The sequence below is a fragment of the Streptomyces sp. NPDC057963 genome (assembly GCF_042887155.1).
Classification (GTDB): Bacteria; Actinomycetota; Actinomycetes; order Streptomycetales; family Streptomycetaceae; genus Streptomyces.
On the sequence record NZ_JBHVPX010000038.1, the window covers coordinates 1 to 11,980 of the forward strand.

The 11,980-nt window shown below is 71.6% G+C and carries 12 protein-coding genes and 1 pseudogene; 3 read left to right on the forward strand and 10 right to left on the reverse strand.

What is annotated here, in order from left to right; translation table 11 throughout:
* Positions 1 to 72: 72 nt before the first annotated feature.
* The 4 genes from ACFVT1_RS38720 to ACFVT1_RS38735 all read right to left on the reverse strand — a co-directional run bounded on the left by ACFVT1_RS38720 (position 73) and on the right by ACFVT1_RS38735 (position 3,914).
* On the reverse strand, positions 73 to 288 hold the full coding sequence (locus ACFVT1_RS38720; RefSeq protein ID WP_362210464.1) for an I78 family peptidase inhibitor: 216 nt from the start codon (positions 286 to 288) through the stop codon (positions 73 to 75).
* A gap of 457 nt (positions 289 to 745) precedes the next feature.
* A complete protein-coding gene (locus tag ACFVT1_RS38725; protein ID WP_389804894.1) occupies positions 746 to 1,705 on the reverse strand; it encodes a helix-turn-helix transcriptional regulator in 960 nt (319 codons plus the stop codon).
* A 56-nt stretch (positions 1,706 to 1,761) separates the two neighbouring features.
* Positions 1,762 to 2,634 (reverse strand): transferase, encoded by an 873-nt coding sequence (locus tag ACFVT1_RS38730; RefSeq protein WP_389804897.1) that lies wholly within the window; start codon positions 2,632 to 2,634, stop codon positions 1,762 to 1,764.
* Positions 2,631 to 3,914 carry a glycosyltransferase gene (locus ACFVT1_RS38735; RefSeq protein ID WP_389804899.1) on the reverse strand — a complete coding sequence of 428 codons (1,284 nt, stop codon included), beginning with the start codon at positions 3,912 to 3,914 and terminating at the stop codon, positions 2,631 to 2,633. The genes ACFVT1_RS38730 and ACFVT1_RS38735 overlap by 4 nt, the downstream gene beginning before the upstream one ends.
* A gap of 357 nt (positions 3,915 to 4,271) precedes the next feature.
* On the opposite strand from ACFVT1_RS38735, the gene ACFVT1_RS38740 reads away from it, so the two are divergent.
* A complete protein-coding gene (locus ACFVT1_RS38740; protein ID WP_389804901.1) occupies positions 4,272 to 5,045 on the forward strand; it encodes a hypothetical protein in 774 nt (257 codons plus the stop codon).
* 137 nt (positions 5,046 to 5,182) lie between these two features.
* On the forward strand, positions 5,183 to 5,539 hold the full coding sequence (locus ACFVT1_RS38745) for a hypothetical protein (RefSeq protein ID WP_362210450.1): 357 nt from the start codon (positions 5,183 to 5,185) through the stop codon (positions 5,537 to 5,539).
* A gap of 67 nt (positions 5,540 to 5,606) precedes the next feature.
* Here the strand turns inward: ACFVT1_RS38745 and der are convergent, their stop codons facing one another.
* From der to aroH, 5 genes are all read right to left on the reverse strand, one after another.
* The gene (gene der, locus ACFVT1_RS38750; protein ID WP_389804904.1) at positions 5,607 to 7,076 is read right to left on the reverse strand and encodes a ribosome biogenesis GTPase Der; all 1,470 of its coding nucleotides are present in this window, start codon (positions 7,074 to 7,076) and stop codon (positions 5,607 to 5,609) included.
* 52 nt (positions 7,077 to 7,128) lie between these two features.
* Positions 7,129 to 7,839 carry a lysophospholipid acyltransferase family protein gene (locus ACFVT1_RS38755; protein WP_389804906.1) on the reverse strand — a complete coding sequence of 237 codons (711 nt, stop codon included), beginning with the start codon at positions 7,837 to 7,839 and terminating at the stop codon, positions 7,129 to 7,131.
* Positions 7,797 to 8,513: a (d)CMP kinase gene (cmk, locus tag ACFVT1_RS38760; protein WP_389804908.1), complete on the reverse strand. Its 717-nt coding sequence runs from the start codon at positions 8,511 to 8,513 to the stop codon at positions 7,797 to 7,799. The genes ACFVT1_RS38755 and cmk overlap by 43 nt, the downstream gene beginning before the upstream one ends.
* Before the next feature lie 122 nt (positions 8,514 to 8,635).
* A complete protein-coding gene (locus ACFVT1_RS38765; protein WP_389804910.1) occupies positions 8,636 to 9,721 on the reverse strand; it encodes a prephenate dehydrogenase in 1,086 nt (361 codons plus the stop codon).
* A complete protein-coding gene (aroH, locus tag ACFVT1_RS38770) occupies positions 9,718 to 10,080 on the reverse strand; it encodes a chorismate mutase (RefSeq protein ID WP_389804912.1) in 363 nt (120 codons plus the stop codon). The genes ACFVT1_RS38765 and aroH overlap by 4 nt, the downstream gene beginning before the upstream one ends.
* Positions 10,081 to 10,501: 421 nt before the next feature.
* On the opposite strand from aroH, the gene ACFVT1_RS38775 reads away from it, so the two are divergent.
* A complete protein-coding gene (locus ACFVT1_RS38775) occupies positions 10,502 to 11,197 on the forward strand; it encodes a DNA polymerase beta superfamily protein (protein ID WP_389804915.1) in 696 nt (231 codons plus the stop codon).
* Here ACFVT1_RS38775 and ACFVT1_RS38780 read toward each other — a convergent pair.
* Positions 11,194 to 11,978 (reverse strand): annotated as a pseudogene (locus ACFVT1_RS38780) (DNA polymerase beta superfamily protein). The gene ACFVT1_RS38775 and the pseudogene ACFVT1_RS38780 overlap by 4 nt on opposite strands.
* Positions 11,979 to 11,980: the final 2 nt, after the last annotated feature.

Below are 11,980 nucleotides of genomic sequence, written 5' to 3' on the forward strand. Positions count from 1 at the left end.
CCCGGACATGAGTGAAGGCCCCGACCGGAGTCGGGGCCTTCACTCATGTCCGGGGCAGGGCCGCAGGGATCCTCAGCCCACCCAGCAGCGGATGACGACGGCCTCGTCGACCTCGAAGTTGATCCGTCCGGCCCGGAACTCCATGGTGATGATCGCGCCCGGCGGCAGGGATCTGACGGTCGTCCAGCCCTGCCTGCGGGCCCGCTGCTCGGCTGCGTCGGCGGCGAGGCCGACGTACGCACCGGGTGTGTCGTCAGGCTGGGCGGGAGGGCTCGGTAGAGGTGCCATGCCTCCCACCGTAGGCGGCCGCGGACCGCGGCGGAAGCCGGGGCACCGACCGCCGCACGGCATCCCGGCATCCCCTGCCGGTCACACTTGTGTCACAGGATCACGACACTCGTTCCGCTCGAATCACGCCCCCCGGAGTGGGGTCCCGGACCCGACACACAGTAATCACACAGCCCCTGAAACGATCATGTGGAAGGCCTGAAAACAAAACAGAATACCCATTGCCGAGCCACTGGGATTTCCGCACCGAATAACCCGCGTAAATGAGCATGCCACCGAGAATTCACGCTTCCTTATGGCAGCCTTATCTTCTGGTCACAAAATCCGCATCACGGACCGGGGAGGCCCCCCGCTCCCCCGCACCGCCGCCCGTATAACGGACAACCCGAACCGTCCGTGACGCGTCCGCGAACCGCCCCACTGGCCCGCCGTATCGGAACGGCGGCGGTGGCGGCGCTCAGCCCAGGGCCCGGGACAGCCGGTCCCTGGCCACCCTGATCGCGTCCGTGAGTTCCGGCGGTTCGACGACCTCGAAGTCGATCCCCAGCATCATGACGTGGATGACCAGCACGTCGAGGCTCGGGGCCCCGGTGCGCAGCAGGCAGCTGTCGGCGCCCTCCGCCGCCAGCACCCCGGAGGACGGCGAGATCCGTTCGGCCGCGCGCTCGATCCCGGTCTTCAACCGGATCACCGCACGGCTCGCGTACACGGTGGTGGAGATCCCCTTCGAGACATAGGCGGCCAGATCCTCGGCCGGTGCGTCGCGGGGGACGAATCGGGGGCCGTGCGGTGGCGTGGGGGTGATCCGGTCCGCGCGGAAGGTACGCCAGTCCGCCCGGTCCAGGTCCCAGGCGACGAGATACCAGCGGCGCTCGGTGCACACCAGCCGGTGCGGCTCGACGGTCCGGCGCGACACGGAGCCGGAGTGGTCCCGGTACGCGAAGCGCAGCCGTTCGCTGTCCCGGCAGGCTCCGGCCAGTGCGGTGAGCACACCCGGATCGGCGGTGGACGCAACGGGTCCGCGGAGCAGCGGGACGGTGAAGGTGTTCAGCGCGCTCACCCGGCGCCGGAGCCGGTCCGGCAGTACCTGTTCGAGCTTGGCCAGGGCACGTACGGAGGTCTCGCCGATGCCTTCGACGCCGTTGCCCGCCGCGGTGCGCAGCCCCACGGCTACGGCGACGGCCTCCTCGTCGTCGAGGAGCAGCGGCGGCAGCCGGGCACCGGCGCCGAGCTGGTATCCGCCGCCGGTGCCGGGGCTGGCGTTGACCGGGTAGCCCAGTTCGCGCAGCTTGTCGACGTCGCGCCGGACGGTCCGCGGGGTGACTCCGAGCCGGTCGGCGAGATCGGCGCCCGACCAGTCCCGGTGCGCCTGGAGCAGTGAGAGCAGACGGAGCAGCCGTGCCGAGGTCTCCAACATGCAGCGAGTCTGCCAGGAGTTGCGGACAGCTTCTGTCCGCGATCGGCCGCCGCCGCCTACCGGGCCGGTGCAGGGGCCGGTTCGATCCGTACGCAGAGGTCGTTGTCGCCCGAGTAGCAGGGGGTGGCCCGAGCCCCCTCTCCGGCACTGCGGCCCGGGTAGACGAAGCTGTTCCTGCGGTCCCAGACGTCGTCCAGGATGCGGGAGATCCGTACGCCCTCCGCGGACTTCCCGCCCGGCCCCTTCCCGCCCGCCGTCCCGGGCACCAGCCAGAGCGTCCACAGCTGCTTGCCCGTGACCGGCCCGGTGGCCAGCCGGTCCAGGGGCAGCGTGAAGGAGAACGCGCCCTCCGTGCCGGTGGCCGGAACGGAGCACGTCCGGTCGGGGGCGCCGGCCAGTCGCGCCTCGACGCGGGCGCCGTCGCCGAGGGAGGTCCCGTACAGTGCGCCCTCCACGGTCATTCCGTCCCGGTCGAAGGTGACCGGCCCGGCCTCGGCGTGCGGCGCGCGGATCCAGCAGCGCACGGCGAGCCGGCCGTCCCCGGTCGGGTACGGAATGCGGACCGCGATCCGCCCGGTGTCCGGCGTGCGGTCCATGAGCAGCCGCACGTCCCTGATCCCGGCCTCGACGGCCACCGCTCCGTCGTCGGCCGCGTCCGGCTCACGCACCTGGACGTCCCAGCGGCCCTCGGCGGGCTCCACGGTGCTCGGCAGCACCGCGCGCAGCCGTCCGCCGCGCGGGCTCGTGGGCAGCCGTACGGTCGTGCCGTCGCCGCCGTCGCCGCCGCACAGCCGGAGCAGCAGTTCGGGCGCCTCCCCGTCGGGGTACCGGTCGAGGCCGGGGCCGAGATCGAGGTCGAGGACGATCCCGCCGTCGGCACCCACCGTGCAGTCGGCTCGCGGTGTCGGTCGCTCTGCGGAGACGGTCATGCGGGCTTCCCCTTGCGGATGGCATCGGCGGCCTTGTAGCGCAGGGCGTACGCCCCGTCCAGCACCCTGCCTCGGGTGCGGTGCAGTGTGGTGCGCAGAGCGCCGTGCGCGCGGTCGCGCGTGGTCCGGGTGGCGAGTTCGGTGAAGAGCCGCTCGTGGCGTTCGGCGATCCGCGACGGGTCGAACCGCTGTGCCGCGGCCAGTGCGGCGCGTCCCGCGCGGTGCCGTGCCTCGTCGTCGTCGATCAGGCCGAGCAGGGCACCCGTCACCGCCGCCGCGTCGCCCACCGGCACCAGGCGTCCGTCGGCGCCGTCCTCGATGATCTCGCGGGGCCCGTGCGGGCAGTCGGTGGCGACGACGGGCAGTCCGCAGCGCATCGCCTCGACGATGGTCATGCCGAAGGACTCGCGGTCCGAGGTGACCGCGGCGATCGCTCCCTTGGGCCACTCGGCTTCCAGCGGGTTGACCGGCCCCATCAGGAACACATGGTTGTGCAGGCCGAGTTCACCGATGAGCGCGAGCAGCGCCTGGCGCTCGTTCCCGGTCGCGTCGCCGCCGCCGTAGATGCGCAGCCGCCAGTCCGGACGGACGGCGACGACGTCGGCGAACGCCCGGACGAGGAGGTCGTACCGCTTGACCCTGTGCAGCCGGCCCGCGGCGATCACCCACTTGCTGGTGCCGTCGGCGGGCGCGATGCCCGGCGCGGGCACGCTGTTGGGAATGGACTCGATCCGCACGCCGGGCAGCTTGAGCCCCTTCCGGTAGGCACGTGCGTCGGCCTCGGTGACGGTGGTGATCGCGTCGAGCAGGGCGTAGCGGTGCCCGATCTCGCGGCGCAACCGGTAGCTGTGGCTGTCGAGGGTGAGGTGCTCCTGCCCGATCAGGACCGGACCGCGCCGGGTCTGCCTGCTGATCTGCACATTGAGTCCGGGCCGGGTTCCGACCACCACATCCGCGTCGAGGGAGCGCAGATGATCCGCCACCCGCGCGTCGGTCAGCCTGCTGTACTGCCGGTACCTGCTGTCGCCGCGCGGGAACACGGTTGCGGGGAGGGTGTGTTCGGCGGCGTCGCCGTCGTACGTCGGACTCTTCTTCCGCAGGTCGACGAGGTGGTTCAGGCGCACGCCCGCGGGGGCGCCGAGTGCGGGGACGTCCCGGTGCCGGAAGACCGACACGATCTCGATGTCGTGGTGCTCGGCCAGCGCTCCGGCGAGATTGAACGCGGTACGGATCGTGCCCCCGACTCCGTAGGCGTTGTGGAGCAGGAAAGAAATGTGCATGAAACGCCATATCTCCCAGGTCGACTGGTCAGCGACGTACGCCACTTGCCATGACGGCAAAGGCTGACTTGCGGTTCACTCGGGACACGAGCCGGTTTCGGCCACTCTCATGGTCACCCGATCTCCCGACTTATCGATGTATCGGTGAACCCGTTCATGGTCGAGTGGACCACACCACCGCGTGACCAATCGGGATGAATGGGTGGCAAACGACCCCTCGGATCCTGAGATTCACCCTCTGCGTCGGATGGTTCGATTACGTTCCCTTTCTCGCGTGACCCCGGCCACGGATCGCCCGTTGTCTTCTTCATGAGCCGGGAACCGCCCGGCGCACGCACCGAGTTCGAGGAGCCAACCGTGTCGCGCATGCTCGACGTCAGCGAGGACGTACGCGCCGAGATCGGCGATGCCGAAGCCGACCGGCTGCTCGTCGGCGACAACACCCCAGGCAGTTACGACTGCACCTCCTGCCGCACCCCCGGCGACTCCGAACAGGAGCGCACCAGCACGGTGCTCTTCGTCGGTGACGAGACCGCCGTCCTCGCCTTCGCGCACGCGACCTGCATCCCCTCGCAGGTCGTGCAGGTCGCCGAGGAGCAGTTGCAGGGCGCGGTACGCAGCATCACCGGCGGCGACGCGGAGGGCCTCAGCACCGAACAGGCCGTCCTCGGAGTCACCAGCGGCCTCGTCCTGATCGACGACGAGCTCCACCCGGCCCTCGTCGTCGAGCCGACCGGCGCGATCGCCCGTCCGGGCACGGACGGCAGCCGGGGCGACGAATTCCTCCAACTGCTGCTGGAGCAGGGCTTCCAGCCGGTCCACCGGATGGAAGCGATGCCTGCGGTGCTGCACGGCTGGTCGATCCTGCTCGCCATGGGCCAGCTGCATGCCGTGCTCCAGCCGGGCACCGACGGCGGCGCCCCGGTCGCCTGGTGGCAGGCGCATGCCCCGCTCCAGGTCACCGAGGGCTGGCGGTCCGCCGCCAACAAGTCGCAGACGGTGCTCGTCTTCGCCGCCCCGGCGGGGGTGATCGGACAGCAGCCCCGCGAGGACCTGCTGCGCGACGCTCTGGACAAGGCCGCCGTCGGCGGCCTCCTGGTCGCCGCCGCGATGCCGCTGGCCGGGACCTGATCGTGGCCGTACGTTCTTCGCACCTGCGGCGAACAGCTATTTCTCCGCCGGGCCCGCATCCGACGGCCGGTGGGGTCGTTGGCACATACGTGCACTCATACGACTCCTCCCACCAGCGCCAGAGCCCGATCCCTGCCATGCGCCCCGCGCAGGACCCCTCGGGCGGTCAGTCCCACACCCCGATCTACGACGCGCTGTACTCCGAGTACCGCCGGTCGTTCCGGGCGCTTCCGGGTGATCGTAGCGGCGAGGAGAATCTCGGCTTCGTGGCCTTCGGCAGTGGGTTCTTCGGCAGCCGCGTTCCGCTGAGCGGCCACTCCGGTCACTCCGCCGCCCTCTCGGTCGGTCTCTCCGTACACGGCGGGGCCTCGGGACACGGCAGCGGCCCGAGCGCGCACACCAGCGCTCTCGGTTCCTGGCAGCGGGTGGGGCGGCACTCCGGGCGGCCCCAGCCCGCGGCTCTGCCCCCGGGATCGGGATCGCGCGGGGCCTGACCCATGACGGAGCCCCGGACCGTTTCGTAACCGAAACGGTCCGGGGCTCCGTCATGGGGTCTGCGTGCTACTTGTTGCGACCGCGCTTCTCGCGGACCCGCACCGAGATGTGGATCGGGGTGCCGTCGAAGCCGAACTCCTCGCGCAGCCGGCGTTCGACGAAGCGCCGGTAGCCGTGCTCCAGGAAGCCCGAGGAGAACAGCACGAAGCGCGGCGGCTTGGTGCCCGCCTGGGTGCCGAAGAGGATCCGGGGCTGCTTTCCGCCGCGGACGGGGTGCGGGTGGGACGCGACGATCTCGCCGAGGAAGGCGTTCAGCCGGCCGGTGGGGACGCGGGTCTCCCAGCCGGCGAGGGCGGTCTCGATCGCCGGGACCAGCTTCTCCATGTGCCGGCCGGTGGTGGCGGAGACGTTGACCCGCGGGGCCCACGCGACCTGCGCGAGCTCCGTCTCGATCTCGCGCTCCAGGTAGTAGCGGCGCTCCTCGTCGAGGGTGTCCCACTTGTTGTACGCGAGGACCAGCGCGCGCCCGGCCTCGACGGCCATGGTGATGATGCGCTGGTCCTGGACGCTGATGGACTCGCCGGCGTCGATCAGGACGACGGCGACCTCGGCCTTCTCCACGGCGGCGGCGGTACGCAGCGAGGCGTAGTAGTCCGCGCCCTCCTGGAGGTGGACGCGGCGGCGGATGCCGGCCGTGTCGATGAACTTCCAGGTGATGCCGCCGAGCTCGATCAGCTCGTCGACCGGGTCACGGGTGGTGCCCGCGAGCTCGTTGACGACGACGCGGTCCTCGTTCGCCACCTTGTTCAGCAGCGAGGACTTGCCGACGTTCGGACGACCGATGAGCGCGATCCGGCGCGGTCCGCCGATCGCCGTGCCGAAGCGCTGCGCCGGGGCCTCGGGAAGGGCTTCGAGCACCGCGTCGAGCAGGTCACCGGTGCCGCGGCCGTGGAGCGAGGAGACCGGGTACGGCTCGCCGAGGCCGAGCGACCAGAGCGCGGTGGCGTCCGCCTCGCCGCTCTGCCCGTCGACCTTGTTGGCGCACAGCACGACGGGCTTGCCCGCCCGGCGCAGCAGCTTGACGACGGCCTCGTCGGTGTCGGTCGCGCCGACCGTCGAGTCGACCACGAAGACGACCGCATCGGCCGCATCGATCGCGTACTCGGCCTGGGCGGCGACGGAGGCGTCGATGCCGAGCACATCCTGCTCCCAGCCGCCGGTGTCGACGACCTTGAAGCGGCGGCCCGCCCACTCGGCCTCGTAGGTGACGCGGTCGCGGGTGACGCCGGGCTTGTCCTCGACGACCGCCTCACGGCGGCCGATGATCCGGTTCACCAGTGTCGACTTGCCGACGTTGGGGCGGCCGACGACGGCGAGCACGGGAAGCGGTCCGTGACCGGCCTCACCGATCGCACCCTCGACCTCTTCGGCGTCGAAGCCCTCCTCCGCGGCGAGCTCCATGAACTCCGCGTACTCGGCGTCGCCAAGTGCTCCGTGCTCGTGGTCCGAGCCGCCGGAGTGAATCTGGTCGTTCATGAAGTCCGTTCCTCTTTGCATCATCATCGATGGGCCACGACCACGCGGCCCACTACTCAAGTCTTACCCGGCGCCCGGTGAAACGCCTGGCCTCGTCCAGGTGGGCGGTCAGCCGCCCCTGGATCCGTACCGTCGCCTCGTCCAGCGCCTTCCGGGTCCGCCGACCGCTTCCGTCCCCCGCGTCGAAGGCATCGCCGAACACGACATCGACCCGGCTGCGCAGCGGCGGCAGTACCGATATCAACCGTCCGCGGCGCTCGGTGCTTCCCAGTACCGCCACGGGCACGATCGGCGCCCCGCTGCGTACCGCAAAGTATGCGAGCCCGGCACGCAAGGAGGCGAAGTCGCCCTCGCCCCTGGTGCCCTCGGGGAAGATCCCGAGCACCCCGCCGTTCTCCAGCACGCCGAAGGCGTGGGTGATGGCGGTGCGGTCGGCGGTCGTACGGTCCACCTTCAGCTGCCCGATTCCGCGCAGGAACGGGTCGAGCGGGCCGACGAACGCTTCTTTCTTGATCAGGAAGTGGACGGGCCGGGGCGCGGTGCCCATCAGCATCGGACCGTCGATGTTGTGTGAGTGGTTCACCGCGAGTATGACGGGTCCGGAGGCGGGAACCCGCCACGCACCGAGGACGCGGGGCTTCCACAGCCCGTACATCAGCCCGATGCCGATCCCGCGCCCGACCGCCGCACCGCGCGGCGCGGGCGTGCCCGTGGTTCGGGTCACTTCGCGGCCCGCTTCTCCTCGACGAGGGTGACGACGCACTCGACGACCTGCTGAAGGGTCAGCTCGGTGGTGTCCACCTCGACGGCGTCGTCCGCCTTGGCCAGCGGGGAGGTCTTGCGGCCGGAGTCGGCCGCGTCCCGCTTGATCAGCGCCTCCTTCGTGGCGGAGAGGTCGGAGCCCTTGATCTCCCCGCTGCGGCGGGCGGCACGCGCCTCCGGTGACGCGGTGAGGAAGACCTTCAGGTCGGCGTCGGGCAGCACCGTGGTGCCGATGTCACGGCCCTCGACCACTATGCCCCGGTCGGCCGCGGCGGCGATGGTGCGCTGCAGTTCGGTGATCCGGGTGCGCACCTCGGGGACCGCGCTGACGGCGCTGACGCTGGAGGTGACCTCCTGGGTGCGGATCGGGCCCGAGGCGTCCTCGCCGTCGACGGTGATCGTCGGGGCGGCCGGGTCCGTGCCGGAGACGATGACCGGCTTGTCGGCGGCGGTCGCCACCTCCATCGCGTCCCGCACGTCGATGCCGTTGTTCAGCATCCACCAGGTGATCGCCCGGTACTGGGCGCCGGTGTCCAGGTAGCTCAGGCCGAGCTGAGCGGCGACGGCCTTGGACGTGCTCGACTTGCCGGTGCCGGAGGGGCCGTCGATGGCGACGATCACTGCGGCCGGGGCCGTCCGGGCGGCGGCGCTTGCGGTTTCCACGGTGGTGGACACCTTCCTGGTTTCACGGGGCGGGCGGGACGGGGGCGCGCGAACCCGCCCCGCACAAGGTTACCGAGTGTCGGAGCGGTCCTCTGCACCCCTGTGGACAACCGCCTCCCGGGGCCGCCCCCGGCCTACTGGCGCAGCGACCAGCCCCGCTCGCGCAGCGCCGCGCCCAGTTCGGCGGCCGCGCTCGGTTCGACCATCAGCTGGACCAGGCCCGCCTGCTGCCCGGTGGCGTGCTCGATACGGACGTCCTCGACGTTCACCCCGGCCCGGCCGGCGTCGGCGAAGATCCCGGCCAGTTCGCCCGGCCGGTCGCTGATGAGCACGGAGACGATCTCGTACGAGGCGGGGGCCGTCCCGTGCTTGCCGGGCACCCGGACGCGGCCCGCGTTGCCGCGGCGCAGTACGTCCTCGATGCCCTCGGTGCCCTCGCGGCGCTTGTCGTCGTCACCGGACTCCAGACCGCGCAGCGCCCGTACCGTCTCGTCCAGGTCGGCGGCGACACCGGCCAGCACGTCGGCGACCGGGCCCGGGTTGGCGGAGAGGATCTCCACCCACATCCGGGGGTCGGAGGCGGCGATCCGGGTGACGTCCCTGATGCCCTGGCCGCAGAGGCGTACGGCGGTCTCGTCGGCCTCCTCCAGCCGGGCGGCGACCATCGACGAGATCAGCTGCGGGGTGTGGGAGACCAGGGCGACGGCCCGGTCGTGGGCGTCGGCGTCCATGACGACCGGGACGGCGCGGCAGAGCGCGACCAGTTCCAGGGCGAGGTTGAGGACCTCGGTGTCGGTGTCGCGGGTCGGGGTGAGGACCCAGGGGCGGCCCTCGAAGAGGTCCGCGGTGGCGGCGAGGGGGCCGGATCGCTCCTTGCCGGCCATCGGGTGCGTACCGATGTACGGGGTGAGATCGACGCCGCGGGCCTCCAGCTCGCGGCGCGGGCCGCCCTTGACGCTGGCGACGTCGAGGTAGCCGCGGGCGATGCCGTCCCGCATGGCGGTCGCCAGCACCGTGGCGACATGGGCGGGCGGCACGGCGATGATCGCCAGGTCGACGCGGCCCACCGGCTCCTCGTCCGTGCCGGCGCCGAGCGCGGCGGCGGTGCGGGCCGATTCGGGATCGTGGTCGACGAGGTGGACATGGATGCCGCGCCCGGCCAGGGCGAGGGCTGCGGACGTGCCGACGAGGCCCGTTCCGATGACGAGGGCGGTTCTCACTGGGCGATGTCCTTGCGGAGGGCGGCGGTGGCGCCGAGGTACACGTGCGCGATCTCGGACTTGGGAAGGTACGTCTCGATGTGCGCGAGGATCCGCACCACGCGGGGCATGGCGCCCACGATGTCCAGTTCCTGGGCGCAGATCAGCGGTACGTCGACGATACCGATCCCGCGCGCCGCGGCGGCCGGGAAGTCGCTGTGCAGATCGGGGGTGGCCGTGAACCAGATGCTGATCAGGTCGTCCGCGACGAGGCTGTTGCGCTCCAGGACGGCGGTGAGCAGGGCGCTGACCCGTTCGCCCATGTGTCCGGCCTCGTCCTGTTCCAGTTGGACGGCTCCACGGACCGCTCGTACCGCCACGTCGTGCTCCTCGCTTCTTCGTACGTGTCGCGCCTGCTGTCCGCCTGCGTGATCTCGCTGCGTGATCAGCCTAGAGGGCGGTGCGGCCGGCGGTCCGGGGTGCTCTGTCCGTGAGACGGGGCGGGCACGGCCCGGGACCTGCCGCCCCGGCCGCCCGGGACGCTCCCGGCCGGGAGGCCGTTCCCCGCGCCGCCCGAGGCGCCACCCGAAGCGCCGCTCCCGCCGCCGCCCAGCAAGCCGCCCAGCAGGCTGCCGAGATCGTTTCCCGCCATGGTGCTGCCTCTCCAGAGGGGATGATTTATCGACAATGTCGATCAGAAGCCGGGCTTCTGCCACTTGAGCGGGGCACCTGGGCACTGTCCCGGCTGCGGCACGCGAATCCCCCGGTGCAACCCGTTTCCGCTCACGTACTCTCGCCGGCATGATCACCCCGGATCCCGAGGCTCTCGTACGCGACCACACGGTCTACTCCTGCGTGATGGGCTCACGCGCCTTCGGGCTCGCCACCGAGGGGAGCGACACCGACCGGCGCGGCGTGTTCCTCGCGCCGACCCCGCTGTTCTGGCGGTTCGAGAAGCCGCCGACCCATGTCGAGGGCCCGGCGCGGGAGCAGTTCTCCTGGGAGCTGGAACGCTTCTGCGAGCTGGCGCTGCGCGCCAACCCCAATGTGCTGGAGTGCCTGCACTCACCGCTGGTGGACCGCGTCGACGCCGTAGGGCGGGAACTGCTCTCCCTGCGCGGCGCGTTCCTCTCCCGGCTGGCCCACCAGACCTTCGTCCGCTATGCGTCGGGCCAGCACAAGAAGCTGGAGGCGGACGTGCGGCAGCACGGAGCGCCGCGCTGGAAGCACGCCATGCATCTGCTGCGGCTGCTGGCCTCCGGCCGGGACCTGCTGCGCACGGGCGAGCTCACGATCGGGGTGGGCGCGGCCCGGGAGGAGCTGCTGGCGGTGAAGCGGGGCGAGGTGCCGTGGGCGGAGGTCGAACGCCGCATGAACCGCCTCGCCGCGGAGAACGACGAGGCCGTGAAGGACTCCCCGCTCCCCGCGGAGCCGGACCGGTCCCGGGTGGAGGACTTCCTGATCCGCACCCGCCGGGCATCCGCGTCCTGGTCCTAGGACACCCGCCCCGTCAACCGCGCCCGCACCACGAGGTCGTGCAGCCCCTCGAACCCCCCGGCCGCCTCGGGCAGCCCCGATTCCGCCTGGGCCCGGTCCAGCACCCCGTGCAGCGCCGCGACGTCCCGGGGCGCCGCACCGGCCGCGTCCCCCGCTCCCCCGTGCTCGGCCCCGGCCTTCGCGTCGGTCGGCTCGGGCAGATACGCGGGCGCCGCCACCTCCCCGAGGAGGGTCGGCAGATGCGCCCGCACCTCGCCACTGCGCATCAGGTGGATCCCGGTGAGCAGCGCCCGGAACGTGTACAGCAGCGGCTTCAGCCCACCGGTCCTCTCGAAGAGCCGCCACTGGGTGCGGGCGAATCCCCGGTAGTGGTGGGCGTGGTTGCGGGTGACCACGCCCGGCGCCAGGTCCACCAGTTCCGCGTGCGTCTCGCCGGTGTGCACGACCAGCGGCGAGAGCAGCTGCTCCAGCACACAGCCGTTCGGCTTCAGCATCAGCCGGACGAACTTCCGCAGGTCGTGCGTGACGAGATCCATCTCGACCCCGTCCCGGTCCCACATCCGCGAGCGCGTCTCCTCGGCCTCGCGCAGCCCCACGAGGTCCTCCGCGGGCAGGAGATGGACCCCCCGAAGGTCCACATCCGAGTCCTTGGAGGGAACCCGTACAGATGAGCCCCGGAGACCGTGGCGAACAGCAGCGGGTGGCGCTCTTCGGCGAGGACCGGGCCGAGGTCCATGACCGGCAGCCCGGCGTCCTTGAGGTGCTCGGTGTCCGTACGCATGG